The organism is Cobetia crustatorum (assembly GCF_000591415.1).
GTDB lineage: Bacteria > Pseudomonadota > Gammaproteobacteria > Pseudomonadales > Halomonadaceae > Cobetia > Cobetia crustatorum.
On record NZ_JEMF01000009.1, the window covers coordinates 1 to 25,514 of the forward strand.

Consider the following 25,514-nt stretch of genomic DNA (forward strand, 5'->3'; position numbering starts at 1 on the left):
GACTTGCGTCATTGGTTGGCGTCAGCCAGGGCAGTGATTACCCTCCCTCAATCGTGCGGCTTCCCCGTGTTGCCAGCTATCAAGGACCGGATCTCGAAGCGGTGCTGACAGCGAATCCATCGTTGATTGTGGCGTGGGGCAGTGGGCTATCAGAAGAGATGCGCGGACGGCTTGCGGCGCTGGGCTTAGCAATCTTCATCAGCGAGCCGAGAACGCTGGCAGATGTGCTTTCCAATATCACGCGTCTGGGCCAGCTGATGGGCACACAGGCCGAGGCTGATAGGCAGGTGGCTGAACTCAAGGCACGTATCGATCAACTCGAGAGCCACTTACTGGCAGTAGGGGGCGAGCCGCTGCCGGTCTTCTTCATGCTCGGTGATAGCCCGATGACGACATTGGCCGGCGGGCATCTGGTCAATGAGCTGATTCGTCGTTGCGGCGGAGAGCCTCTGCTGGCGGATGCACCAACGCTGGTGCCACAGATTCGTCGTGAGTCGCTGTGGTTGGCAAAGCCACGCTTGATTCTGCACCCTGTGGCCGCTGGTAGTGCGCGTCAGCGCTGGAAGGCTGAATGGCGAGCGGGCGCCGGCCCGCTGGCGTCGGTCGCTCTGGCGGGGCTTGATCCTGATCTGATCAGCCGTCCGGGACCGCGCAGTGTCGAGGCGATGGCAGAGGTCTGTGCTGCCATCGCGAAAGTGCGTGCTGCCTCACGTTGATTAGAAGTCGATGCCACGGCGGGCCTTGAGGCCGTGATTGAAGCCATGGCGGACTTCGGACATCTCGGTGACGGTATCGGCACAGGCGACGATCTCGCGGTTGGCATTACGGCCCGTGATGATGACAGTCTGCTCTTCTGGGCGATTTTCCAGCGCAGTCATCACCTCTTCCAGCGATAGATAGCCGAACTTGACCATATAGGTCAGCTCATCCAGTACGACGAGGTAGACGCTATCGTCTGCCATCATACGCTTGGCTTCCTGCCACACGGCCTGGCAGGCGGCGGTATCAGCTTCACGATTCTGGGTATCCCAGGTGAAGCCGGTCGTCATGGCGTGGACTTCCAGATTGGCATCTTCCGCCAGGCGCTCACGCTCTCCGCATTCCCACAGCCCCTTGATGAACTGGATGACGCCAACCTTGTAGCCATAGCCCAATGCACGAGTGATGGTGCCCCAGGCCGCCGTCGTCTTGCCCTTGCCATTGCCGGTAAAGACGAGCAGCTGGCCACGCTCTTCATTGGCCTGTGCCACCTTGTCATCGACATGGGACTTGAGCTTCTCCATTGCCGCTTTATGGCGAGTATTACGCTCCGTCATGTTACTCCTCGTGTGCACGTTAAGTGCTCTTGCATTTCATATAAATGTCTTTTGAATCAAAGTACTGTGCCGACCCATAGGTCGCACAGTACGCTTGACGTGCCGCGAGGCAGCATGCCTTAGAAGCTCAAGGTCACGCCGCCTTCGAAGTAGCGGCCCTGGGTGTTATAGCCATTCACCAGCTGGTAATCGCGATCGAACACGTTATCCAGCTTGGCGCTGAGCTTGACGTTTGCCATCACTTGCCAGCTGGTTCGCAGGTCGAAGACGCCATAGCCAGCGGTACGCGTATCCGAGAAGGTATCGGCATCGGTATCGCTTCGGCTAGCGCTGCCGCGCAGGGTGGCACCGAAGTTCCAGTCATTGAGAGCGTAATCGGCATCCAGGCGTGCAAAGCGCTGAGCACGACGCTTCAGCTGTTTGCCGGTATCGCGATCTTCCGGGTCCTGCCAGGTCATGGCGAGGTTCACGCTGAGTGCTTCTCCTTTCCAGCCACTGCTCAGTTCCACGCCACGAATACGCGATCGATCGATGTTGATCGGCGTAAAATCAGGGCCTTCGTAACTGATCAAATCGTCGATGTCAGTCTGAAAAGCATTAACGCCTACGTGCCAGTGTTGTTGCTGTAGACGCCAGAAGATCTCGCCAGTGGTGGAGGTCTCGGCATCCAGATCCGGGTTGCCTGAGCCATACGGGCTATAGAGATCAATCAGGTTGGGAGCCTTGAAGGCGCTGGCGTAGCTGGCACCGATTTGTTGGGCATCTGTCAGGTCGAAGGCATAGCTGGTGCCGCCGGTCACCTGATGACCATAACGATTGTCATCGTCATAACGTATGCTGGTATTCAGGTGATGACGTTGTTGCTGAACCTGCCAATTACCGTAGATTCCCGTCGCGTAGCGACTGTCTACTTCGTAGCCCCCCGCAATGAAGAACGGACCGTCGGCGTCCAGACTTTCCTCGCGGTGATCGATACCCAGACTCAGAGTGCCTACCTTGGTGTAGAAGTCGTGACGGACTCCCACCTCGTTGCGTGCGCTGGCGACACGCCCGGCATCGCTACCGGCTTCAGTGTTTTCGTACTCATCACGGGTACGTGCCACGCTGACCGTCATGTCCCAGTTCGGATTGAGATGAGTGAGAAGACTACCATCCAGTACCAGCTGACTACCTTCCCCAGTGCAGTCCTCGGAAGTACCGAAATTACAGTCATCGTAGTCATAGTCGGTTTCGGTATTCGCGATACCCAGTGACAAGGTGGCACGCTGAGAGAAGTCGTGGCTCAGGCGTAACTCCGCACCGGTTGCTTCAAAGCCATCATCTTCACTGCCGGTATCACGCGCGAGAAGCCATCGCTCTCGGCATGATGGATATTGGCTGACAGGCGAGTGTCGTCTTCCACCGTGCTGAACTGGGCATTCTGGCGGAAGGTACCATCGCTACCTGCGCGAACGGTGACTTCGGCATGCTGGCCAGGTGTTGTGCCGCCACGCGTGATCAGGTTGATCACTCCGCCGATGGCATCGGCACCATAGACGCTGGCACGCGGACCACGCACGATCTCGACGCGTTCGATCGCTGATAGTGGCAGGAATTCAAAGCGCGCCAGGCCATCGGCACTATTGGCCACTCGCTGGCCATTGACCAGCACCAGTGTGTGGTCGGATTCCGTGCCACGCATGAACAAGCTGGTCTGATTGCCCATCGGTCCTGTGCGCGCGATTTCGATGCCATTGCGTGATTGCAGTAGATCCACCAGCGAGCTGGCCTGCAGGCGGTCTATTTCGTCACGCGTGATGACTTCGGTGCTGGCCAGGACATCATTCTGGAGTTGCGGAATGCGGTTGGCAGTGACTTGGACGGTCTCCAGCGCATCGGATGACGCTTCAGCGGCGAGGGCGGTGGGTGCCAGTAGCATGAGGCTACCCAGCGTTGCGCCACTTAGTGTGAAGGATGCCAGGCGCGGGCTGCGCGTAAGGAAGGGCGTAGCTACAGCAGATTCACCGGACTGCGCGGATGCGCGACCGTTAGTGTTATAGGTATTCATGAATGATCCTCAGGCGTCGGACGCAATGAGGAGGACAGGCGTGACAGGGTGCGTGAACACACATCGTCCTGACGCACCTTGACTGACAAGGTGCGCATACGGACGATTTGCCACTGGTGAGGCCCTCCGCATCAACCAGTGTGGAAGCAAGGGCCGGTCTCCGGACTGACGCCTGGCGGACTTCATGAAAAGAAGCCTCACCCTCTCATGCGCCTTCCCACCTCCTTCCCTTGGGAGACGCCTGTGTTAACAGACTATCTCGGAGGCAGTGGCTGGCCAATACGGCCTGCATGAGCGTTGCGATCACCGTTGCGGGGGCAGTACGGGGCTTTCACCCGTTTCCCGAACACCCTAGCTTCAACGCAGGTATTGTCTGAGGCGGGGCAGAGTGAGTCAATAACGTATCTTTGGATACAACAACGCCCGCATGAGGCGGGCGTTGTTGAAACGATGATCGTAGCATCTCTTGCGCGCGATCTTTCGACGACACAGATGGTCGCCTTAAAGCGATAGGAACAAGCCTGCGAGGCTTGCCGACATCAGGTTGGAGAGGGTGCCGGCAAGAATCGCCTTCATGCCCATCTGTGCGATGTCACCGCGACGGTTGGGCGCCATCAGTCCCAGTCCACCCATCAGGATAGCCACGGAAGATAGGTTGGCGAAGCCACACAACGCAAAGATGATGATCGCTTCAGAATGTTCGGACAGCTTGATCTGGTGACTGGCGAGGTCTGCAAAGGCGACGAACTCGTTGAGCACCAGCTTTTGACCGATGAAGCTGCCTGCCTGGATCGCTTCATGCCACGGCACGCCGATGACCCACGCGACTGGAGCAAAGGCATAGCCCAGCAACAGTTGCAGCGTGATGTCGTCATAACCGAACAGACCACTGACCCACCCCAGAATGATGTTGCCCAGTGCGATGAGCGCAATGAAGGCCAACAGCATGCCGCCGACATTGATGGCCAATTGCACGCCAGACGCCGCACCAGACGCTGCAGCATCGATCACGTTGGCGGGGCGATCCGTGTCCTTGGCGAGTGCCTCTTCGACGCTTTGCGTCTTGGTTTCCGTTTCCGGAATCAGCATCTTGGCCATCAGCAAGCCACCCGGTGCTGCCATGAAGGAAGCGGCCAGCAGGTACTTGAGGTCAATGCCCAGCGAGGCGTAACCGACCAGCACTGACCCGGCAACCGAGGCAAGACCCCCTGTCATCACCGCGAAAAGCTCAGAACGTGTCATGCCCGCGATGAACGGACGCACCACGAGCGGCGCCTCTGTCTGGCCGACAAAGATATTGGCTGCGGCGGACAGTGATTCGGGACGGCTAGTGCCGAGCAACTTGGACAGACCGCCGCCCAAGACATTGATGACCACGGTCATGATGCGTAGGTGGTAGAGCACTGCAATCAAGGATGAGAAGAATACGATGATCGGCAGGACGCGCAGTGCGAACACGAAGCCACCGCCGCCAAATACCTCGAACATCTTGTCGCTGACCAGACCGCCGAACAGGAAGTCCATGCCGACATTGGCACTCGACATTACTGCTTGAACACCCTTGCTGAGAGCGAGCAGCATGTCCTTGCCAGCAGGGATGTACAGCACGAAGATCCCTAGCGCCGCCTGGATGGCAAAGGCCCCCAGTACGGTACGCAGGCTGATGGCGCGTCGGTTTTCAGAGAGAAGGAAGGCAATTCCCAGCAGGGCTAAGACGCCCACCAGGCCCATGACGATCTGCATCAAGCAGCTCCTGAATGCGTAGGTGTTACGTTTGAGGACAAGGCAATATCACTGGCCATCGGACGGCATGGCCAAATCAGGCGCGTACTCTACCAGCATTTTCCCTAGCTGTCGGAGTCTGCCACTAACGTTTAACGCATTTTTTGTGACGCGCGCGTCACGCCCTCAGGCGCTGACACCATAAGGCCCGCAATGTGTGGGCCTTATGGTGTTGGATAACGGATTGTTTCAGGAATTGGTGTCGGGCAGGCGATTGGCAGGCAGCGGTGCAGAGATACCGGTATCTGTGGCAGACGCAATGCGACTGTCAGTCTTCTGAGACTTGTCTTGCTCGGCTTTGTCAGCCTTGGATTGAACAGGCTTGGTCAGCTCCGGCGAGTCAGGATATATCAGGCTGATCAGCGTCTCGCCTGGCTTGGGCGTCAGAGGCAGATTCGCTGTGGCGATACGGATGCGGCCCTGATTATTGATGCAGAACAATGTCAGCAGACGGTCTTCATGAATGGCGCAGTAATCGTCGAGGCTGAAGTTTTCAGTGATGCTTGTTCGCCGCAACTGGCCTCCTTGTGACTGCAGGCTGGCCAGCTTGGCGTAGGTGACCTGACCATCGAACAGTAGTGGAAGGTGGCCTAGCGCTTGATCCTGCTGGCGCTTTGCATTCTTGCCATTGTCTTCTGCCAGTCTGAATACACGTCCGTGGCCGAGAATATGCTCGAAATGCAATGCGGCAAGACTGTTGAGTTCACGGTAGGGGGACAGCGGTATCAGATGGCCAATCCCGGTCAGTTCCAGATGTTGGACGGCATGTTCAGACAGAGGATTGCCGTAGTAGACCGGCAGGCCCGCCATGCGCGCTTCCTGTACGGCGTCCCAGTTGGTGTCGGTCAGGCGTACCGAGAAACCGGCTTCTACCAGCTCGCGCGCCACCATGCGTGCCACTGAGTTGGCACCAAGAATCAAGAACCCGGCGGGCGGTGGCTCGCCTACACCAAGCATCTTGACGATAGGGCGTGATAGCAGGCTCTGGACCACCACAGTGCCGATGATGACGAGAAAGGTCATCGGCACTAACATCTCCGCGCCCTCAATGCCTTTTGCCTCGAGCTTGAGCGCGAATAGCGAGGCTACTGCGGCGGCGACAATTCCGCGCGGTGACAACCAGGCCAGCAGCGCTTTTTCGCGTAATGTCAGTCCACTGCCCATGGTGCATATCCACACGGTCAGTGGGCGCGCGATCCACATCAAGACACCGAGGAAGATCCATGCTGGCCATGAGAGTAGCGACAGCTGATCTACCGTCAGACGACCGGCCAGTAGCAGGAATAATCCTGATATCAGCAGGATGGTCAGTGTTTCCTTGAACTCGATGATTTGCTGAGTTGGCACGCCACGCATATTGGCTAGCCATACGCCCATCACGGTGACGGTCAGCAGCCCAGACTCATGGAATAGTGCGTTGGAAATGGCGAACAGGCCCAGCATCACCATCAGAGTGCCGAAATTGTGCAGTTTCTGTGGCAGCCAGAAGTGCCGCAATACCAACCCCCAGCACCAGCCGCCCACCGCCCCCATGCCCAATCCGAGGCCTACCGTCTGGGCAAACAGTACCAGCGTATGCGAGGCAGCATTGCCGGTCATGCCCAGTGCCACGTACTCATATACGAGTACTGCGAGCAGGGCACCGACCGGGTCGATCATGATGCCTTCCCAGCGCAGAATCTGAGTCAGATTGCCGCGTGCACGTAGTGTCTGTAGTAGCGGCATCACTACGGTGGGGCCGGTGACGACGAGCAGGGCACCGAGCACTGCTGCCATCTCCCAGCGCATATCAAGTAGATAGTGTGCTGCGACCGTGCCGATGACGCCGGTGATCACAACACCAGTGGTGACCAGGCGCCTGACGATATGGCCATGGCCGCGCAGGTCCTTGAAGTCGAGTGTCAGGCTGCCTTCAAACAGGATGACGGCCACCGCAAGCGATACCAGCGGGAAGAGCAGGTCGCCCAGTAACTCGTCTGGCTTCAGCCAACCAGTGACCGGGCCGGCCAGAATGCCGACAATCAGCAGGGGCAGGATTGCCGGTAGACGCATGCGCCATGCCAGCCACTGACAGCCAAGGGCCATCAGGCCGATCATGGTCAGCGCCAGAGCGGGTTCTGTCATCGAGAGTCTTCCTTGGAATCAGCGAAAATGAGCGGTGCCACTTCTGCGGTCACCGCTCATCAAATCATTGTGTCCTGGCCTTGCAGACCAGCGGCTAACAGCGCACGCACCAATGTCCTGCGCACAGATGCCTTGTGTATCTTGCCCAACCTTTACGGACGGGAATGCGCGCAGCCTAGCCGCTGATTTCGTGTGATGCAACGCTGGGTTGCCCAGCTGACAACGCTGATGCCAGCCCTCGCACATTTCTCGATGACGATGATCTACCGGCTACTGCACACGACGTAGCAGCGGTAGCAATGTCTGCAGGGGATGTGGCAACTGGCTGCCCGAGAAACGTTTGCTCTGGCTACGGCATGAGTAACCACTGGCAACCAGTTTGTTCTGATTCTCTTCATCCTCGACCACTGATTTCCACGATAGATCATAGATGGTACGTGAAGTCGCAAGATTGCGTGCCTCATGCCCGTAGGTGCCCGACATGCCGCAGCAGCCGGTAGCAATGGTCTCGAGATTGAAGCCAAAGGCCGCATAGACCTGCTGCCAGGCCTTGGCCGCGCCGGGAGCATTGGTGCTCTCGGTACAGTGGCTCAATAGCTTCATGCCAGGGTCCATCTTGCGTAGCGTAGCCTTGGTGATTCCCGTGGGCAGCAGCTTGCGTAGGCTGATCAACCACTCCTGTAGCAGTAGCACTTCTGGCACGGCCTCAGGCCCCAGTGTCTTCACATATTCCTGGCGATAGGTCAGCGTCATCGCGGGGTCGATGCCGACCAATGGTACGCCGAAGTTGGCCAGCGCCTTGAGTCGCTCAGCCTGACGGCGAGCAGTGTGCATAAAGGCACCAGTGAAGCCCTGTACTTGCAAGGGCTTGCCATTGGGGGCATAGGGCGCGACGAACACGCAGATATCGAGGCGCGACAGTAGCTCGATGATGTCGATCACCAGCTGGGCTTCGAAATGGCTGGTAAAGGCGTCCTGTACGATGATGACGCTTCTGGCTTTCTGGGCTTCCGTCAACCTGCCGAGTTGAGTGGCAGAAGCTTCAGCCACTCCCCAGCTCTTGAGCTGACGACGCAGACTGGCGCGCGAGAGGTGCGGTGCATCCACCATGCCGATGGGGCCTTCCATCAAGCGACTGACCAGCCGATTGGTCAATAAGGCGTTATAAAACGGTGTGACTCGCTCGGCCCACGGCAATACGAATTCGAGACTGCCGATCAGGTAGTCGCGCAGCGGGCGCTGATAACGGTGATGATAGACCTCGAGGAAGCGACTTCTGAAATCGGGCACATTCACTTTGATCGGACATTGACCCGCACAGGATTTACACGCCAGGCAGCCTGCCATCGCGTCATACACTTGCTGATCGAAGCCCGTTTCATCGCTATCTGGACGACCTTTCGCTGCTCGACGCGCTTTGAGCGACGCTCCAAGGCGTGCTGGCAGGCGTGCTAACCATAGACCAGTGCCCTTGAGCCCAGGTGTACGCGCCGCCTGAGCTTCAGCGAGCACGTCGCGACCGGCATTACCCTCAAGGCGTAGCCATTCGCGCATCAGACTGGCACGCCCCTTGGGTGAGTGAATGCGCTGGCGGGTCGCTTTCCACGACGGGCACATGGCGTCGCTAGGATCATAGTTGTAGCAAGCACCGTTGCCGTTGCAGTAGACGGCGCTTTCGTATTCCTGCCATACGCGCTCATCGATCTGACGGTCGAGATCGCCGCGCATGGTCACTTCATCAATCCGCATCAGCCTGGGATCAAAGGTCCCGGCGCCAGAGACTGAGGGGGTAGTAATATTTTCCTTTGCATCCGTCTCAACGGCATCTGATGCAATCAAGGCATCGGCAGGGCGAGGTGACGCGATCTTGCCTGGATTGAGCTGATTGAGTGGGTCAAACGCGGCTTTCACTTCCTGCAAGGCTTCATAGAGGCTGCCGAAGAAGCGGGGAGAGTATTCAGAACGCACGCCCTTACCGTGTTCTCCCCACAGCAAGCCGCCGTATTTGTGGGTCAGTGTGGCAACCTCATCGGAGATCTCGCGAATCATCGCCTGTTGAGCGGGATCTTTCATGTCGAGCGCCGGACGCACGTGAAGCACGCCAGCATCGACATGGCCAAACATGCCGTAGCGCAGACCGCGTGCATCCAGTGTTGCGCGGAATTCAGCGATATAGTCGGCCAGATGCTCCGGCGGCACCGCGGTGTCTTCGACGAAGGGCAGTGGGCGCGCTTCGCCCTCGACATTGCCGAGTAGACCGACTGAACGCTTGCGCATGCCATAGACGCGACTGATCTGTGCGCGGCCGCGGGCCTCGGTAAAGCCGAGGCGTTCGACACTGGTATCGCTGGCCAGGTGCTCACTGAAAGCGCGCACCTTGGCGTCGAGTTCATCCTCTGAATCGGCATTGAATTCGATCAGATTGATACCGCCGATCGGTGGCGTGCCTGTATCGCTTGCGGGGAAGAATTCCTCGACGCTATCCCACACGAAATCCTGCATGGCGAGATTGAGCACGGTGTCATCTATCGTCTCGATGGAGGTCGGGCGATTGCCCTCGACCGCCATCAGTGTCTTGGCGTCACGCAGCGCATCCATGAAGCCTGCGTAGCGCAGATTGATCAGCGTTGAGCATGGCGCGATGGGCAGGGCGTTCAGCTCGGCTTCGACGATGAAGCCCAACGTGCCCTCGGCGCCACACAGCAGGCTATTGAGATTGAAACGGCCGTCGGCTTCACGCAGGTGGGCCAGATCGTAGCCGGTCAGGCAGCGATTGAGCGGCGGGAAGATGGCATTGATTTCCTCGGCGCGCTCATCAGCGATGGCGCGGGCAGTACGGTAGATCTCACCGACGCGATCATCACGTGCACAGAATGATTCAAGCTCGGCCTCATCAATGGCGTGACTGCGCAGGCGCGTACCATCCAGCAGCACGCTATCCAGTGCCAGCACGTGATCGCGCGTCTTGCCATATTCACAGCTGCCCTGACCGGAGGCATCGGTGTTGATCATGCCGCCGAGCGTGGCGCGATTGGAGGTCGAGAGCTCCGGTGCGAAGAACAGGCCATGTGGCTTTAGCGCGGCATTGAGTTGGTCCTTCACTACCCCGGCTTCGACACGTACACGACGATTCTCGACGTCAATCTCGAGAATGCGGTTCATGTGACGCGAGACATCGACCAGCAAGCCATCATTCAGCGACTGACCATTGGTGCCGGTGCCACCGCCGCGCGGGGCCAGCGTGACGCCGACGAAGCGTGATTCATGGGAGAGGCGGGCGATGCGCTGCACATCCTCGGCATCGCGTGGATAGACCACGGCCTGAGGCAGCACCTGATAAAGAGAGTTATCGGTCGATAACACGGTGCGGTTGGCATAATCCGGACTGATATCACCGGCAAAGCCTGCATCACGCAGGGCGGCCAGGAAGTCCAGATAAAGGGCATCGACGGGGGCAGGCGTATTCAGCAGGCGTTCAGTCATGATCTCGCTCGGGCAGTGAGTCGCGTCAGGCAGGCCACAGAGGCCAATGTGCCTAGCTTACCTGAGCTGGTCGTGTGGCCCCAGCCCGTCAGGGCATTGAATGTCTGTCGGTATGGGATAACTCGGTGAAGGAGGTAAGGACTGACTACGCTGAGATGAGTGTCATTCAATATGCATCACGCGACTATTGCAGAGTGCTGTGGTGGATCATCTTGTAGATTATCGCTACCTATTTATTGTGTTATCTCACACTGCGTAACCGTTATACCTGTACTCGCTACGACTATAGGCGTCATCTTGTGTCTTGTTTTACCGGTGCTGTTTTTCTTTTCATGCTTGGTCATCAGGAGTTAGCTCATGGCATCGCCTTCCTATTCCTCTCCCTGCTATCGCGAGTCTCGTAGCCCACCTATGCGCCTTGGCGTGCTGGGAGTGGGCGAGTTGACGGAATCTCTGTTGGTGGCACTGGCACGAGGCAGTCAGCGTGAAGGTCGCTCGCGGACTGATCTTGAATTCCATCTATCTCCGCGCAATGACGTCCGCAGCCATCGCTTGGGATGGCGCTTCGGCGCTGTCCGGCATGCCAGTAATGTTGCCGTTTGCGAGGCCAGCCTGTGCTTGTTGGTGGGCGTTCGCCCGGATCAGCTTGAACCGTTGGCCAGTGAGCTGCGCGAGGCACAGGTACTGGAAGCAGATCATCATCTGATGGTGACGGCGGCAGGTGTGCCACTGGTCGATCTACAACGCTGGTTTGCGCCGGCGCGAGTGGTGCGGGTGATGACAGGGCTTGCTGTCTCGGAAGGGCAGAGCGCGCTGACGTTATATCCTGAGGACCTGCTGACACGGGATCTGCTTGGCCCTGCGGTCAAGCAGATTATTGCCTTTGCAGAGGAGGAGGCGTTTGAGGCGAGCATGCTGGCGGTGTGCATCAATGCTTGGCAACTCGCGCAACAACAGGCTCTGCTCGACTGGTTCCAGACGGTACCTGGCATGAGTGGTCCACAGGCCAGGCAGCTATTGATGGCCCAGCTGCGTGATGCGTTGGCGTTGATGGAAGCGCATCCTGATACTCCACCCGGTGAGCTCGCCTCGCGGATTGGCACACCAGGCACCTGGACTGCGCGTGGCCTTGAGCAGCTTGGAGGTAGTGAGGGCGCGCATCGCCAGTGGCAGCATGTGCTGGAAGGTTTGCGCAGTGAGTTGGATGATACCCGTCCGAAAAATGGCCGATAGGGCGCCTTGTTGCCCGTGAGCGTTGCTCTCTGAATTTACTCTATGGTTTTGCTTTCTGGATCTGTTCTCTGGGGGGGGGGGGCATTACTGGAACGGGTCTTTTGTGCTGTTTGCGTTCCCCGGGCCTCGCGTTTTTTCTACAATGGTGGCTCGATATGCGCCATGTGGTATGTGGGGCAGAAGTCCGTAACGCAGCTGAGGCAGAGAGCACATGGGAACCTGGTTGGCAGTAGCAGCGGGCGGCGCCATCGGCGCATTGGGGCGCTATCTGATCAGTGGTTGGATCTTCGGAGCCGCCGGTCGCGGATTCCCGTGGGGCACGCTGGGTGTCAACCTGATTGGCAGTTGCCTGATGGGCTTTCTGTTCATCTGGGTCACGCAGGAGCTGAAGTTAGCCCCCGTATGGCAAGCGATCATGGTGGCTGGCTTTACTGGGGCCTTCACGACCTTCTCTACCTTCGCCCTGGAAGCGCTTAATCTGATGATGAGCGGCCGCACGTTGGTGGGCCTTGCCTATATTGCGGTCAGCGTGGTGGCGTGCCTGGGGATGGTTGCGTTGGGCATGAAGATTGCGCGCGTTCTGCTCTGACGTTTTTCAGCGTCTCGTGAGTGCTTGTCGAGACGCGCTGCGGCTGCGAAGTGAGGCTTGGCTGAGGTAGACTAGGTCGCATAACCTTTCCGCGCCGCCTTGCGGCATGAGTGATCCGACGAGAGAGCCTTCCCACATGCTGGACCCGAAACTTCTGCGCGCCGACCTTGAAGCGACTGCCGAGCGCCTCGCACGTCGTGGCTATCAGCTGGACACCGCTGCCTTCTCTGCGCTGGAAGCGCGCCGCCGCAACCTGCAGGTCGAAACCGAGTCACTGCAGAACGAGCGTAATACTCGCTCCAAGTCCATCGGTAATGCCAAGCTCGCGGCGAAGACATTGCGCCGCTGCTGGCAGAAGTCAGTGACCTTGGTGAGCGTCTGGACGCCGCCAAGAAAGAGCTCTCGGAACTGCAGGCCAAGTCAGATGCGCTGGCGGCAAGTATTCCGAATCTGCCGAACGCTGAAGTGCCTGAAGGCGCCGACGAGAGCGATAACGTCGAGTTGCACCGCTGGGGTGCGCCGCGTGAATTCGACTTCGCTGTGCGCGATCACGTCGATCTAGGTGAGTTGCGTGGTCAGCTGAACTTTGAACTGGCTGCCAAGATCACCGGCTCTCGTTTTGCCGTCATGCACGGTTCCATCGCGCGCCTGCATCGCGCACTGGTGCAGTTCATGCTCGACAAGCAGACGTTGGAGCATGGCTACGAAGAGTATTACGTGCCTTATATCGTCAACCGTGAATCCTTGATGGGTACCAGTCAGTTGCCCAAGTTCGAGGAAGATCTATTTAAGCTCAATGATGATCGCGAGTTCTTCTTGATTCCGACCGCAGAAGTGCCGCTGACGAATATGGTGCGTGACGAGATTCTCGACGCTGCCAGCCTACCGCTCAAATTTACCGCACATACCCCGTGCTTCCGCAGTGAAGCGGGTGCTTATGGCCGTGATACCCGCGGCATGATTCGTCAGCATCAGTTCGACAAGGTCGAGATGGTACAGGTAGTTGAGGCTGACAAGAGCGCTGAAGCACTGGAAGAGATGCGTGGCCACGCCGAAGCCATTCTGCAGGCGTTGGAGTTGCCGTATCGCGCTGTCACTCTGTGCACGGGCGACATGGGCTTCGCGGCGACCAAGACTTACGACCTGGAAGTCTGGCTGCCGAGCCAGAATACCTATCGCGAGATTTCTTCCATCTCCAACTGCGAAGATTTCCAGGCGCGTCGCATGCAAGCGCGTGTACGTGTCGAAGGTCAGAAGAAGCCGCAGCTGGTGCATACACTCAATGGTTCGGGTCTTGCCGTAGGCCGTTGTCTGGTTGCAGTGCTGGAAAACCATCAGAACGCTGATGGTTCCATCACGGTACCTCAGGCGCTGCGTGGCTACATGGGCGGAGTTGAAACGCTCAATGTCTGAGTTGTTCACCTCGTGCTGAGCTCGAAGCCTCATTTCCTATTGGAGATGGGGGCTTTTTAGTGCGCTGCTCAGCAAAGGATTGGTCATGATTCAGTAGAGCATTGATGGAAAGATCCACGATGGAGATACTGAAGCTACGACATCACATAGGGTGGTTATTCTTATTAGTTATTTTAGAGAGTGTTTCTTATGCTCTAAAATATCAATCACTAGAGGCTGCTTCCCAGCCTTGCAAGCGTTTGTGGATATGCCCATGGAATTTCTCAATCTCTCCTGCGACCCCTCACGACTTCAACTGTGCCTGATTGGCGGCGGGCAGGAGGCACTGGCATTAGCGGAACGTTTCGCTGGTCTTGGCGCTGATCTGTGTGTATTCGGCGATACCCGAATGCCTGCGCTGGAGATGCTGTGTGGGCGGGAAGGCTGGGAAGTTGCCGATACGCTGCTCCCGGTGCCAGCACCCGGTCAGCTATGGCTGGTAGCCACCGGCAGTGTCGGACGTGATCGTGGCATCTTGCGCCATGCACGTGAGCAGCAGGCGATGGTTTTTGCACCGCGCCATCCCAACGATTCCAGCGTACGTTTGCCACCTCGCCTGGTGGCGGGAGAAGCTGTGTTACCCATAAAAGAGGGCGAAAGGTTTACCGGCACGCGTGGTCAGGTGGCACTGGTGAGTGCTGGCCCGGGAGATCCGGAGCTGCTGACGCTGAAAGCACTGCGTCATCTTCAGCAGGCCGATGTCATCATTCATGACCGGCTGGTGAGTCACGAAATTCTGGCGTTGGCCAATCCGCAGGCCCGTCGTCTCTATGTCGGCAAGGCACGTAGCGATCACAGCGTTCCTCAGGAAGGCATCAATCAGGCGCTGGTGGATTATGCGCGTGCGGGTCATCGTGTCGTGCGCCTCAAGGGTGGCGACGCCTTCATCTTCGGGCGTGGTGGAGAAGAGCTGGAAACATTGGCAAGCTCAGGAATAAGTTTCGAGGTCGTGCCGGGTATTACGGCGGCTTCGGGCTGCGCGGCCTACGCCGGTATTCCCCTGACCCATCGTGATCACGCACAATCAGTGCGTTTCATTACTGGCCATTTGAAAGATGGCAGCTGTGATCTCGATTGGGAATCCCTGGCGCGTCCAACTCAGACACTGGTGTTCTATATGGGACTGGGCAGCCTGTCATTGATCTGCGAGCAGCTGATGGCCAATGGTTTGGCATCCACTACGCCGATTGCGTTGGTAGAACAAGGCACGACAGCACGCCAGCGCGTCCATGTAGCGACATTGGCAGACATGCCTGCTCAGGTCGCTGGCCAAGGACTCAAGCCACCGACATTGATCATCGTGGGTGATGTGGTCAGTCTGCACGATTCGCTCAAGTGGTTCTCGCCGACAGCGAATAGCAGCCTTGGCTGGGAAGATGGCAAGCACCCGACGCCGCTTGGACAAGTACAGACAGCCTGAGAGTGATGATCGTTTATCGTTTGGATTGAGCTATTGAAAGTCTATGCCCCAAACGCGCCACGGTATACATGCCGTGGCGGCGTCTGGCGTTTCAGGCACCACCCAACCTGTTCGAGCATCGGTTGGGTGGTGCCTCTTGGGCCAAGGTCGAGATGACGTGGAGCAGTATTGCGCCTATTGTTTCAAGCAATCGTTTGAATTTGCTGCGAGCTAATATCGCTGCTGTCCCATTGTTTGCGAGGAGAGTTACATGGCCAAGTATCAGGCGCCACTCAAGGATTCACGCTTCATTCTCAACGAGGTGTTTGGCGCTGAGGATGAATGGGCAGGAATGTCCGCCACCGAAGAGGTGAACGCTGAACTGGCCGAGGCGATTCTCGAAGAGGGGGCGCGGGTCACGCAGGCAGAATTATTGCCAATCAATCTAAGTGGTGATGCCGAGGGTGCACGCTTTGAGGGAGGCAAGGTCACCACGCCCAAGGGCTTCAAGGAAGCCTATCGGGTGCTGGCTGAGGGTGGCTGGATGGGGCTGGGCGGAAATCCCGAGTACGGCGGTCAGGGCATGCCCAAGATGCTGACGGTGGCCTTCGAGGAGATGCTCTATGCCACCAATACCAGCTTTGCGCTTTATCCAGCATTGAATGCTGGCGCTTGTCTGGCGATGGACAGCCATGCTCCCGAAGCCGTCAAACGCATGTTCTTGCCGCGGATGTATGCCGGCGACTGGTTGGGCACCATGTGCCTGACCGAACCGCATTGTGGTACTGATCTGGGGATGATTCGTACGCGCGCCGAGCCGCTTGAGGACAATGATGAGGTGCTGGATCTGCCGCGTTATCGCATCACGGGTACCAAGATATGGATTACCGGTGGCGAGCACGACATGGTCGAGAACATCGTGCATCTCGTGCTCGCCAAGCTGCCGGACGCCCCTGAAGGTACGCGAGGTATCTCGCTGTTTCTGGTCTCCAAACATCTGCTGGATGGCAACGGCGAGCCTGCCGAGGCGAATGCAGTCAGCTGTGGCTCCATCGAACACAAGATGGGCATCAAGGGCAGTGCGACTTGCGTGATGAATTTCGATGGTGCGGAGGGTGTCCTGATTGGCGAGCCGCATCAGGGCTTGGCAGCGATGTTCACCATGATGAATTACGAACGGCTGTCTATTGGCCTGCAGGGGCTCGGGCTAGGTGAGGTGGCTTATCAGAGCGCCATGGACTTTGCCGCTGAGCGCTTGCAAAGCCGTGCTCCGAAGGGAGCTGTCGCTCCGCAAAAGCCGGCAGACCCGATACTGGTGCATCCTGATGTGCGACGCATGGCATTGGAGGCGCGTACCTGGAACGAAACGGGGCGTGCCTTTGCAGTACTCGTGGGTCAGCAGCTGGATCGGGTCAAATATCATGCTGACAGTGAGGTGAAGGCTGCGGCTGATGACCTCGTGCAGTTCTTGACTCCGGTGGCCAAGGCTCTGCTGACGGACCGTGGTTTTGATGCCACTGTGATGGCCCAACAGCTTTACGGCGGCAATGGTTACTGTGTCGAGTGGGGGGCTGAACAGTATGTGCGCGATGCGCGGATTGCCATGATTTACGAGGGGACCAACGGTATTCAGGCAATGGATCTGGTGGGCCGTAAACTGTACCGCAACCGTGGCGCCTATGTGTCGCGCTTTGCGATGTTGGTACGTGATGAGCTGAGTGCACAGAATGATGATGGCGATACCCAGTGTTTTGCTGAGGCATGTCAGCAGGAACTTGAGCGTCTGGAGCGAGTGTCTGAGCAGTTGATTGCCCGTGCGCAGGATAATCCTGATGAGCTGGGAGCTGCTGCCAGTGATTTCCTGAACCTGACCGGATTGTGTGTTTACAGTTATCTGTGGCTGCGTATGGCGCGTGCCGCAGCGCGCGGGCTCAAGGAAAAGGGTGCCTGCGGTGAAGGCTTCTACCGTTGCAAGCTTGCGTTAGGGAATTACTTCGTGAGTCGTATTCTGCCGCGTGCCGTCGCGCTGGAGGCACAGGTTGCCGCCGGTTCTGCTTCCTTGATGACATTCAGTCTCGAGGATTTCACTCCTGAGCAGTAAGCCTGACAGATTGGGATAAAGTCGTTCCGTTACGCAAATGCCCCTCAGCGTGTCAGCGTTGAGGGGCATTTTATGGATAAATCATCGATGTTCCAGTTAATCGGCCTTGGGCATATCCTGTGCCACCAGCCAGTGGCGTATAGCGGGGAATAGCTCAATAAGGACGAATAGCGGTCCGATCAGCAATTGACGTAAATCATCAAGGAAGGCAGGTTTTCGCCCTTCGATACGATGCCCAATGAACTGGCCTGTCCATGCCAGCAGGAACAGTGCCAGCATCAATGGCACAACTGGCCACTCGAGACCCAGCATGGCAAACATCAGCGCCAGGCTGGCCAGTGTCCAAATAAGCATTACGCTAAAGGCGCGTAGCGAATAGCGTGCATAAAATGCAAGTGTCGCGATTGTCAGTGCGCCACCGGGTATCATCCACATGCCCAAGCCTGGTTCACTGGATATCCATTGCCCTCCGAGAATCCGCCACAGCAGAATGAGAGTCGCAGTGAAGATCAGTGGCACACATATCAGATGGATGCGCACATTATCGGGATGTTGATGGCTGTCAGCATAGTGATCGAGCGCTACGTGCAGGCGGCGCTGTGCAGTAGAGGAAACCTGTGGATGTGAGCGCGTGCTCATAAATGACCTCCTGACCAGTACCGAGAGTGCCCTGCTTGCGTGCGTGACGGAGCAGGAATTTTGGCGAGTTGGCGTCAGGCGTGCTCGAGCAGTGGCATGTTTGAGTCACATGCTTATATGGCGTAATCAGCTGGCAGTGCTACCTTCATTCACACTAATAGTATAGCCCGCGCCAGATAAAGTGGCGCGGGCCAAAACAGAAGAAACTGTCAGGCATGGTTAGAGGTGAAACATGCCGTAGGCTTCTGGCTGATGCACAATGGCATCAATGCGAATAACATCATTTTCGCCATTGTCTTCCGGTAAGCTGATGCTCTCTCCGATCGGCAATCCCAGTAATGCAATGCCCAAAGGCGACATGATGCATAGTGGTAGGGCGGTTTCCCGCTCGCAGACTGCCGTTATGCTGCGGCTGATTTCCATGCGCTCCTCATGAAGAGGGTCTGGGTAATGTAGCACCCACTCGCTCTCGCCAGAGCGCGAACCAGTGAGTCGTAATTGGCTGCGCATGCTAACGCGATCCGCGGGAAATTGATCGGGATCAACGATTTCAGCTTGAATCAGGCGACTTTCCAGCCGAGTGGCGAGTTCGTCATCTTGCTGATGACTATCGATCAAGCGCTGCAGACGGTCAGCATCCAAACGATTGATGATCAGGCATTGCCGTGTCATCCGAGTTTCCTTGTAAGCGAGTTGCAGGGTGTTATCCACTGCAAGACGGCGCCAATCCTGGCTTTATTTTCATGTCATGGTAGAGCGTGCTATGGGCGTGGCGTATCTGCCAGCACGTTATCCGCTAATTCATCCTAGCGGCTTTTGCCTGTGGGCGGGAGTCGCCTGAAGACGACAGCTGACAGGGCGCTGTCATCTTTTCTCAAATGAGTTCAATTCATGTCACTCTTGTGGATCTACCCTCTCGCGGCGCTGGCAGAGATCGCCGGTTGCTTCAGTTTTTGGGCCTGGTGGAAGCTGGCACGCAGCCCGCTGTGGCTGATTCCTGGTCTGATGAGCCTAGCCCTATTTGCTTGGTTATTATCATTGGTAGAGGTGAGTCAGGCTGGTCGAGCTTTCGCTATCTATGGGGGTGTCTATATTGCCGCTTCGATTATCTGGCTGTGGCTGGTGGAGCAACAGTTGCCAAATCGATGGGATATTATCGGGTCTGTCATCTGCCTGCTCGGAAGCGCCATCATCGTTCTTGGTGCTCGAGGGCAGTAACATAAACCTCTGATTGATGGGTTTTCTGCACTCATGGTATGGGGGTAATCATTCTCGAGTATACTGACCGATAATGAATACCAATTGTGTTTTTCAGGCCAATCCATCGAGGCGCCAAGATGACGAGTGAATTACTGTGGGGGCTAGGCGGTCTCGTGGCTGGGAGCACTATTGGCTTTCTGCTAGGGCGTTTTCGTCCACGACGCAATGAGTGGAATCAAGCAGTGGGCCCACTGATTTCGGCGCTTGCGCAAGCGGAACCGCGCGTGGCGCGTGGCGAGATGTTGGAATTGGAATCAACACAGTTGGAAGCTTTCCGTCAGATAGCATCACGTGGTGACTACTATAAGTTCAACAGTGGTGTTGAATACGTGAACCAGCAGTTGGCTACCGCTCAGGCAGTACATCATGATCGACAGCAACAACAAGCGCTCTTGAATAGTGCCTGTTTGAGTCTGGCCACGTTACAGAACAGGGTGCGCCGTCGCTGAGATCGGCGAAAGAAGAGAGCATTATCATTTGCGAGTTAAGCAAGTACATACTTGCAGTGGCCGAGCATAGCGCGAGGGGGGCCGATATTCTTGAGGCTGATGCTCTTGAAATCGATATTGTGGTGTTAGAAATGTTGAAGCAAAGGGTAGGGTTTGGTACTCGAGGAAAGGACATATCACGAAACGCAGTGCTGACAAGCGTTGAGACAATGGCTAACAGCGATGAATCAGGGATGTTTCAGAGAGACGTTCTTTTAAATACATCACTGCAATAGGGGATATTACAGAGAATAAGACAGGCTACGCTGTGCATTACCTGAAAATCATCAGCGTGTTACTGCTGATGGTGCGGAAGGGGGGACTCGAACCCCCACACCTTACGGCACCAGAACCTAAATCTGGCGTGTCTACCAATTCCACCACTCCCGCTAGAAGCTGGACAGTATTCTACCTGTGATGCCTTTCAAGTCAATCGCTTGTCTGCATTTATAGCCAATATTTTTCTTACTCCTGATTACAGCTCAATCTTCTGAGACGTGCTCGCTTCGTGACTCCAGCCCACAGGGCAATTGCAGATAACTGGCAGCACGCTCTGCCGCATGCCGACAGTCGCTCAAGTCATCGTGCATCCAAGGCACTACGCCAAGACATGGCGCTCTTAGCGTACGCGATAACGTGGCCATATTGTCTTCACTCACTTCGATGTCAGCCTCAAGGTGATTGATAACGTAGCCGGCGACTTCGAGGCCGTCGCGTTCGATCGCTTCCAGTGTCAGGCGAGCATGGTTGATACAGCCGAGTCTCAATCCCACTACCAGAATGACAGGTAGCTCTAGCTGGATGGCCAAGTCAGAGAAATCTTCCTCATCATTGAGCGGCACTCGCCAACCACCAGCACCTTCCACCAGCGTTAGATCACGTGATGCTGTCGCCACCTGACGTCGTATGTGCGCTTCAATCACACTGACTTCTAGCGCAACACCTGCCTGGCGCGCTGCGATATGCGGTGCGATGGCAGGCGCAAAACGCCAAGGGTTGATGGCTTCGTAGTCAACTGGGGGCGTGCATTGCGCTTGTAGTGACAATGCATCGACATTGACCAATCCATCATGGTTCTCAAAGCAGTCCGAGGCGACAGGCTTCAAACCCTGGGTGGTAAGGCCACGCATACGTGCTCGGGCCAACAAGGCGCTGGCAATGAAGGTCTTGCCAATTTCGGTGTCAGTGCCGGTGACAAATGCGGCAATACCGTGACTGGTAAGAGAGGGTCGAGGTATGTCCTGTGAGGGCATATTGTTGCCTTTATGCAAATTTTCTTTGTATTTCATTATCATTGTTGACAGGTTTTTCGAGTGTAAGTTCAATTACGTGATAGCTAACAGGTAATCCTTTCTCGGTGCGCAATGTTTCATGACGAGATCGAGCATGCTGTAAATCAGCGCGTAAAAGGCGCCGGCCACTGGCCGTTTGTGCCCCGATTCTCTTGATGGAATCCATTACGCGAGCGAAGTCAGGGTAGTGAAAGACATGCTGTCGCATGTCCCATTCGCAGATAAGGTCTGCTGATGTCGCCAGTGTGACAAGTGTCTCTGCTGAGGGAAAGTGACGCACTGAATCATCATCGCGCTGCCAGGCGTGCCGTACCTCGCTCAAGGTGCCGGGGCCGAGCGTGTTGATAAAGGCCTTGCCGCCTGGGCGCAAGATGCGAGCGATCTCACTGAGCCATTTTTCTGGCCTATCGCACCACTGTACTGCAAGGCTTGAGAACACCAGGTCGAAGCTGTCGTTTGCCAGTGGCAGCCGTTCGGCATCTCCACGTAACCAGCTGATGTTGTCATTGTCGGCGGTACGAGCGGCTTCTTGCAGCATGGCCATCGACAGATCGAGCCCAAGGCAGTGGGCAACGGGGTAGCGTGCAGTCAATGCTTGAGTCCAGTGGCCCGGGCCACAGCCTATATCCAGTACCCGAGAGCGTGCTGGAAGATATACAGGCAGTGCATCGAACAACATGCGCGCCATCACGTGTTGCGCTTGTGCAAGCGTAATGTAGTCGGCAGCGCCGCGATCAAAGGCTTTGGCGATGTGGGTGCGTGTCGTCGATAGAAGAGAGTGTGCGGTTTGCATGTCAGAAGTTCTCGCTCTGGCAGATGCGGCTGCCGCCAGATGCCATTCGCTTCAGCAGTGCCTCCGCAAGCGCCTCATGGCAGCTGACGGGTAAGCAGTGGCCGCCATCAAACTCAGTCACGTGATGCCCCTGTTCATGTAATGCCGCGGTCAAGCCCGGCGCTAGCAACGGATCATGTTTTCCCAGCCAGAATTCCTCTGGTCGAGATAGTGTCATGACACGGGTCGCGAGCTCATTCAGTCCTGCTGACAATACTGTTGGTGAGTAGCTGGCACGTGTGCCGATCAATGCGCGTAGCCGTTTCAAACAGTCACGCGCATCTGCCTCGCCACTGGCTTGCCAGCGGAGAAAGTGTTGCCAGCTGGCCTCGGGTGAGCGAGTGAAGGCGTTAGCGAAGGTTGTCAGCGTGCCCGCTGGGAGTGCCGGAAATTCCAGCTGAGAACATGATGATATCGATTGTGCGAAACGAGGTCCCATCGCCAATGAGATTCTCGCGCCAGGCTTTTGCTCCGCTGGCAATGAGTTTGCCAGTGCTTCTGCGCGCAGTGCACCCAGTGACCACCCCAGCCACAGGCTGTGTGCTCCTCCCAGTTCTGACAGATGAGCTGTATTGGCTTCGGATGCTGGTTGTGGCCAGTCTGGCGTCAGAATCTCAAGCCGCCTTTCCTGCATATGCAGCGATGAGGTTTGGTGAGAGGCGAGGTGACAAGTGAGGCTCGTAATCAATGGTTGCCATACTCGCGCATCGACTCCCCAGCCGTTGAATAGCACCAGGCGTGTCAGCGCGGCCATGAAGTCTCACCCTTGGATTGCTGCTCCTGTGCCAATACCTCGGCAATAGCTTCCAGTAGCTGATCAATATCTTCTATCTGGTGAGCTGCTGAGAAAGTGAAGCGCAGGCGTGACATGCCAAGCGGTACGGTGGGCGGACGAATCGCGGAGACTAGAATTCCGCGTGATTTGAGCGCCTCACTCCATGCAAGTGCCCGTACTTCACTACCCAGTACCAGCGGCTGAATCGGTATGAGGATCTCGTCGCTACCACCTGAAACCGTCGAGGAATGCCCGGCGAGTCCCAGCGACAACTTGCTTCCTGTGAATATACGGCGACAGCATCGCGAAATTGTTTGATGCGCGCCTGCAAGTGAGCGCGTCTCTCAGGTTCATGCTTGACGATGTCGAGTGCTGCCAGGGTGGCAGCGGCGACATGTGGCGGTTGAGCGGTGGTGTAGATGTAGGGACGAGCCAGTTGAATCAGGCTCTCGATCAGTGTTTCGCTGCCTGCCACGAAGGCCCCAGCGCTGCCCAGCGCCTTACCCAATGTGCCGACCACTATCGGGACGTCAGCCAGCGAGGTATCACGGCTGACCAACCCTTCACCCTGATTGCCCAGTACGCCGACCCCATGGGCATCATCGATCATCAGCCAAGCGCCGTGACGTCGGCATACTTCACTCAAGCCCTGGGTGTCAGCACAGTCACCATCCATGCTGAAGACACCGTCACTGATGACCAGTCGGTCATCCGCACGCGAGAGGCCGAGCTGACGGTCAAGGTCAACAAGGTCACGGTGATGGAAGCGTCGAGAGCTGACGGAGGTCGTGTTGGAAGATGCGAGTCGTGCCCCGTCCAGCAGACTTGCGTGGTTGAGGCGATCATGAAAGATCGCAAGTGTGCGTCCAGCAGCGCGTGAAGCATTGGCCAGCGCATCGATAACGCCAAGATTGGCCATGAAGCCAGTGGAGAACAGCAACGCGCGTGGCCGGCCAGTGAGAGTCGCTAACCGTTGCTCAAGCGCATGATGTGACTGTTGATGGCCATTCACCAGATGCGCACTGCCACTGCCGACACCGTACTCACGAGCCGCCACACACGCGGCCTCAATCAAGGCGGGGTGTGCCGCCAGCCCGAGATAGTCATTGGCCGTAAAGTTGAGCAAATTGAGCCGCTCAGGAGTGCTACCGCCGGCAGCGACGAGCTTGACGTGTACGCCCTGAGCCGAGGCAAGTGTCAGGCGCTGTCGATAGCGGCCAGCCTGCTGACGATGGGTGAGCAGGCTGGCCAGGTGCGTGAAGCTTGCCGTTGACCTTTCACTCTGGTCTGAATCGATACCGTCCACGTGAATTCAGACCACCATGCCGCACGGCTTGCGCTCGCGGGCATGTCCATTGCCCGTGGCTGGAGTCGCTTCCTGCGTGGCATCATAGAACAGACTGCCTTCCACGTTGGTACGCGCCTGCTCTTCCATGGCGGCCTTGAGTGCGGCTTCGCGCACTTCATCACTCGCCACCTCGTCGCGCTTTTCAGGATGCAGTCCGAGGCGGCTGAACAGCTCACGATCACGATTGGCTTGTGGGTTGCCGGTGGTCAGCAGGCGCTCGCCGTAGAAGATGGAGTTGGCACCGGCGAGGAAGGCCAGTGCCTGGGTAGAGTCATCCATCTGTTCACGGCCGGCGGAGAGACGTACGTGGCTCTTCGGCATCATGATGCGCGCCACGGCGATAGCACGAATGAATTCGATGGGATCGAGATCCTCGACGTTTTCCAGTGGTGTCCCCGCGACCTTGACCAGCATGTTGATCGGTACGGATTCCGGCTGCGGCTGGAGATTGGCCAACTGTCGCAGTAGTCCGGCGCGATCGGTAGTGGTCTCTCCCATGCCGAGAATACCGCCGGAGCACACCTTCATGCCGGCTTCGCGCACACTGGCTAGAGTATCGAGGCGCTCGCTATAACTACGCGTGGTAATGATTTCGCCATAGTATTCCGGCGAGGTATCCAGATTGTGGTTGTAATAGTCGAGGCCGGCATCGGCCAGTTTCTTGGCCTGTTGAGTATCGACCATGCCCAGCGTCATGCAGGTCTCTAGCCCCAGCGATTTCACTTGCCGCACCATCTCGGTGACGACTTCCAGATCGCGCGCGCGTGGGCTCTTCCAGGCAGCACCCATGCAGAATCGACTGGCACCGGCTTCCTTGGCTGCCTGTGCCTGCTCGACGACCTTCTGAATCTCCATCAGCTTTTCCTTACCAAGCCCCGTGTTGTAGTGGCCTGACTGCGGACAGTACTTGCAGTCTTCGGGGCAGGCGCCTGTCTTGATGGAAAGCAGGGTGGAGATCTGAACCGCGTTCGCATCGAAATATTGACGATGCACTTGTTGCGCTCGGAACAACAAGTCATTGAAGGGCAGCGCCAGCAACGCTTCTATCTCTGCGACGCCCCAGTCGTGCCGCACCTGTATGTCAGCAGCTGTACCGGTAAATGTACTGGCTGCTGTGGCGGTTGCTGTATTCGCAGCTTGCGTGTTCACGGGCGAGGCTTCTACGGTCATGAGATAGAGGTCCTTCTTCAGGCGGGCAGGGCGAGGGTGGCGTAGATCTGTTGGTCGATTCTGTGCGTCGATCAAAAGGTCAACGTTCCTTGTTATTAAAGGTTGACTGGAATGATAGAGTTTCGACGAGCGCTGTCAACATTAAAGGAGTCCAAGGTTAACCAATGGCGACTATCACGGCCGT

The 25,514-nt window shown here is 57.1% G+C and carries 21 protein-coding genes, 1 tRNA gene, 1 pseudogene and 1 riboswitch; of the genes and pseudogenes, 8 read left to right on the forward strand and 15 right to left on the reverse strand.

The window, feature by feature from the left end; translation table 11 throughout:
- Positions 1-716 (forward strand): ABC transporter substrate-binding protein (locus BF12_RS0101660; protein WP_024950748.1); only part of this gene is annotated, 716 nt, incomplete at its 5' end.
- Here the strand turns inward: BF12_RS0101660 and cobO are convergent.
- From cobO to BF12_RS0101690, 6 genes are all read right to left on the reverse strand, one after another.
- Positions 717-1,316 carry a cob(I)yrinic acid a,c-diamide adenosyltransferase gene (gene cobO / locus BF12_RS0101665; protein ID WP_024950749.1) on the reverse strand — a complete coding sequence of 200 codons (600 nt, stop codon included), beginning with the start codon at positions 1,314-1,316 and terminating at the stop codon, positions 717-719. It abuts the gene before it with no gap.
- A 119-nt stretch (positions 1,317-1,435) separates the two neighbouring features.
- Positions 1,436-2,602 carry a TonB-dependent receptor domain-containing protein gene (locus BF12_RS0101670; RefSeq protein WP_169734497.1) on the reverse strand — a complete coding sequence of 389 codons (1,167 nt, stop codon included), beginning with the start codon at positions 2,600-2,602 and terminating at the stop codon, positions 1,436-1,438.
- The gene (locus BF12_RS0101675) at positions 2,599-3,363 is read right to left on the reverse strand and encodes a TonB-dependent receptor (RefSeq protein WP_024950751.1); all 765 of its coding nucleotides are present in this window, start codon (positions 3,361-3,363) and stop codon (positions 2,599-2,601) included. The genes BF12_RS0101670 and BF12_RS0101675 overlap by 4 nt, the downstream gene beginning before the upstream one ends.
- A 134-nt stretch (positions 3,364-3,497) precedes the next feature.
- A riboswitch (cobalamin riboswitch) is annotated at positions 3,498-3,732 on the reverse strand.
- A 132-nt stretch (positions 3,733-3,864) separates the two neighbouring features.
- Entirely contained in the window at positions 3,865-5,106 is a 1,242-nt protein-coding gene (locus tag BF12_RS0101680; protein WP_024950752.1) for a NupC/NupG family nucleoside CNT transporter, read from the reverse strand.
- A gap of 228 nt (positions 5,107-5,334) precedes the next feature.
- A complete protein-coding gene (locus tag BF12_RS0101685) occupies positions 5,335-7,269 on the reverse strand; it encodes a cation:proton antiporter (protein WP_024950753.1) in 1,935 nt (644 codons plus the stop codon).
- Positions 7,270-7,539: 270 nt separating this feature from the next.
- Positions 7,540-10,752, reverse strand: coding sequence for an FAD-binding and (Fe-S)-binding domain-containing protein (locus tag BF12_RS0101690; RefSeq protein ID WP_024950754.1), 3,213 nt, complete (start codon positions 10,750-10,752; stop codon positions 7,540-7,542).
- 357 nt (positions 10,753-11,109) lie between these two features.
- On the opposite strand from BF12_RS0101690, the gene BF12_RS0101695 reads away from it, so the two are divergent.
- From BF12_RS0101695 to BF12_RS0101715, 5 genes and pseudogenes are all read left to right on the forward strand, one after another.
- Positions 11,110-11,985, forward strand: a complete 876-nt coding sequence (locus BF12_RS0101695) for a pyrroline-5-carboxylate reductase family protein (RefSeq protein WP_024950755.1) — start codon at positions 11,110-11,112, stop codon at positions 11,983-11,985.
- Positions 11,986-12,196: 211 nt separating this feature from the next.
- Entirely contained in the window at positions 12,197-12,574 is a 378-nt protein-coding gene (crcB, locus tag BF12_RS0101700; protein ID WP_024950756.1) for a fluoride efflux transporter CrcB, read from the forward strand.
- A gap of 136 nt (positions 12,575-12,710) precedes the next feature.
- Positions 12,711-13,987 (forward strand): annotated as a pseudogene (gene serS, locus BF12_RS18205) (serine--tRNA ligase).
- 253 nt (positions 13,988-14,240) lie between these two features.
- Positions 14,241-15,446: a uroporphyrinogen-III C-methyltransferase gene (gene cobA / locus BF12_RS0101710; RefSeq protein WP_345917336.1), complete on the forward strand. Its 1,206-nt coding sequence runs from the start codon at positions 14,241-14,243 to the stop codon at positions 15,444-15,446.
- A gap of 250 nt (positions 15,447-15,696) precedes the next feature.
- The gene (locus BF12_RS0101715) at positions 15,697-17,526 is read left to right on the forward strand and encodes an acyl-CoA dehydrogenase C-terminal domain-containing protein (protein WP_024950758.1); all 1,830 of its coding nucleotides are present in this window, start codon (positions 15,697-15,699) and stop codon (positions 17,524-17,526) included.
- A gap of 96 nt (positions 17,527-17,622) precedes the next feature.
- Here the strand turns inward: BF12_RS0101715 and BF12_RS18210 are convergent, their stop codons facing one another.
- Together BF12_RS18210 and BF12_RS0101725 are read right to left on the reverse strand one after the other, a co-directional pair.
- Positions 17,623-18,165 (reverse strand): Mpo1 family 2-hydroxy fatty acid dioxygenase, encoded by a 543-nt coding sequence (locus tag BF12_RS18210; RefSeq protein ID WP_024950759.1) that lies wholly within the window; start codon positions 18,163-18,165, stop codon positions 17,623-17,625.
- Positions 18,166-18,384: 219 nt separating this feature from the next.
- Positions 18,385-18,837 (reverse strand): GreA/GreB family elongation factor, encoded by a 453-nt coding sequence (locus BF12_RS0101725; RefSeq protein WP_024950760.1) that lies wholly within the window; start codon positions 18,835-18,837, stop codon positions 18,385-18,387.
- Positions 18,838-19,056: 219 nt separating this feature from the next.
- On the opposite strand from BF12_RS0101725, the gene BF12_RS0101730 reads away from it, so the two are divergent.
- Both BF12_RS0101730 and BF12_RS0101735 read left to right on the forward strand, forming a co-directional pair.
- Complete coding sequence (locus BF12_RS0101730; RefSeq protein WP_024950761.1) at positions 19,057-19,383, forward strand: YnfA family protein; 327 nt, start codon at positions 19,057-19,059, stop codon at positions 19,381-19,383.
- Between the two features lie 119 nt (positions 19,384-19,502).
- Positions 19,503-19,874 (forward strand): hypothetical protein, encoded by a 372-nt coding sequence (locus BF12_RS0101735; protein ID WP_024950762.1) that lies wholly within the window; start codon positions 19,503-19,505, stop codon positions 19,872-19,874.
- Between the two features lie 344 nt (positions 19,875-20,218).
- On the opposite strand, the gene BF12_RS0101740 is transcribed toward BF12_RS0101735, so the two are convergent.
- From BF12_RS0101740 to bioB, 7 genes are all read right to left on the reverse strand, one after another.
- Positions 20,219-20,303: transfer RNA gene (locus BF12_RS0101740), tRNA-Leu, on the reverse strand.
- Positions 20,304-20,395: 92 nt separating this feature from the next.
- A complete protein-coding gene (bioD, locus tag BF12_RS0101745) occupies positions 20,396-21,166 on the reverse strand; it encodes a dethiobiotin synthase (RefSeq protein ID WP_024950763.1) in 771 nt (256 codons plus the stop codon).
- Positions 21,167-21,176: 10 nt separating this feature from the next.
- The gene (locus tag BF12_RS0101750) at positions 21,177-21,998 is read right to left on the reverse strand and encodes a methyltransferase domain-containing protein (protein ID WP_024950764.1); all 822 of its coding nucleotides are present in this window, start codon (positions 21,996-21,998) and stop codon (positions 21,177-21,179) included.
- Between the two features lies 1 nt (position 21,999).
- Positions 22,000-22,791 carry an alpha/beta fold hydrolase gene (locus tag BF12_RS20980; protein WP_024950765.1) on the reverse strand — a complete coding sequence of 264 codons (792 nt, stop codon included), beginning with the start codon at positions 22,789-22,791 and terminating at the stop codon, positions 22,000-22,002.
- A complete protein-coding gene (locus BF12_RS23300; RefSeq protein WP_345917339.1) occupies positions 22,779-23,030 on the reverse strand; it encodes an aminotransferase class I/II-fold pyridoxal phosphate-dependent enzyme in 252 nt (83 codons plus the stop codon). Before BF12_RS23300 ends, BF12_RS20980 begins: the two co-directional genes overlap by 13 nt.
- On the reverse strand, positions 22,943-24,118 hold the full coding sequence (locus BF12_RS18220; RefSeq protein ID WP_345917337.1) for an aminotransferase class I/II-fold pyridoxal phosphate-dependent enzyme: 1,176 nt from the start codon (positions 24,116-24,118) through the stop codon (positions 22,943-22,945). Before BF12_RS18220 ends, BF12_RS23300 begins: the two co-directional genes overlap by 88 nt.
- Positions 24,119-24,124: 6 nt before the next feature.
- Positions 24,125-25,330 carry a biotin synthase BioB gene (bioB, locus tag BF12_RS18225; RefSeq protein ID WP_024950766.1) on the reverse strand — a complete coding sequence of 402 codons (1,206 nt, stop codon included), beginning with the start codon at positions 25,328-25,330 and terminating at the stop codon, positions 24,125-24,127.
- Positions 25,331-25,514 lie beyond the last annotated feature (184 nt).

Coding starts and splice junctions, on each gene's coding strand:
- cobO (WP_024950749.1), bottom strand. CDS start 1,316: ATGACGGAGCGTAATACTCGCCATAAAGCGGCAATGGAGAAGCTCAAG.
- BF12_RS0101695 (WP_024950755.1), top strand. CDS start 11,110: ATGGCATCGCCTTCCTATTCCTCTCCCTGCTATCGCGAGTCTCGTAGC.
- crcB (WP_024950756.1), top strand. CDS start 12,197: ATGGGAACCTGGTTGGCAGTAGCAGCGGGCGGCGCCATCGGCGCATTG.
- cobA (WP_345917336.1), top strand. CDS start 14,241: ATGGAATTTCTCAATCTCTCCTGCGACCCCTCACGACTTCAACTGTGC.
- BF12_RS0101680 (WP_024950752.1), bottom strand. CDS start 5,106: ATGCAGATCGTCATGGGCCTGGTGGGCGTCTTAGCCCTGCTGGGAATT.
- BF12_RS0101735 (WP_024950762.1), top strand. CDS start 19,503: ATGACGAGTGAATTACTGTGGGGGCTAGGCGGTCTCGTGGCTGGGAGC.
- bioD (WP_024950763.1), bottom strand. CDS start 21,166: ATGCCCTCACAGGACATACCTCGACCCTCTCTTACCAGTCACGGTATT.
- BF12_RS0101685 (WP_024950753.1), bottom strand. CDS start 7,269: ATGACAGAACCCGCTCTGGCGCTGACCATGATCGGCCTGATGGCCCTT.
- BF12_RS0101730 (WP_024950761.1), top strand. CDS start 19,057: ATGTCACTCTTGTGGATCTACCCTCTCGCGGCGCTGGCAGAGATCGCC.
- BF12_RS20980 (WP_024950765.1), bottom strand. CDS start 22,791: ATGGCCGCGCTGACACGCCTGGTGCTATTCAACGGCTGGGGAGTCGAT.
- BF12_RS0101675 (WP_024950751.1), bottom strand. CDS start 3,363: ATGAATACCTATAACACTAACGGTCGCGCATCCGCGCAGTCCGGTGAA.
- BF12_RS0101715 (WP_024950758.1), top strand. CDS start 15,697: ATGGCCAAGTATCAGGCGCCACTCAAGGATTCACGCTTCATTCTCAAC.
- bioB (WP_024950766.1), bottom strand. CDS start 25,330: ATGACCGTAGAAGCCTCGCCCGTGAACACGCAAGCTGCGAATACAGCA.
- BF12_RS0101725 (WP_024950760.1), bottom strand. CDS start 18,837: ATGACACGGCAATGCCTGATCATCAATCGTTTGGATGCTGACCGTCTG.
- BF12_RS0101690 (WP_024950754.1), bottom strand. CDS start 10,752: ATGACTGAACGCCTGCTGAATACGCCTGCCCCCGTCGATGCCCTTTAT.
- BF12_RS18210 (WP_024950759.1), bottom strand. CDS start 18,165: ATGAGCACGCGCTCACATCCACAGGTTTCCTCTACTGCACAGCGCCGC.
- BF12_RS0101750 (WP_024950764.1), bottom strand. CDS start 21,998: ATGCAAACCGCACACTCTCTTCTATCGACGACACGCACCCACATCGCC.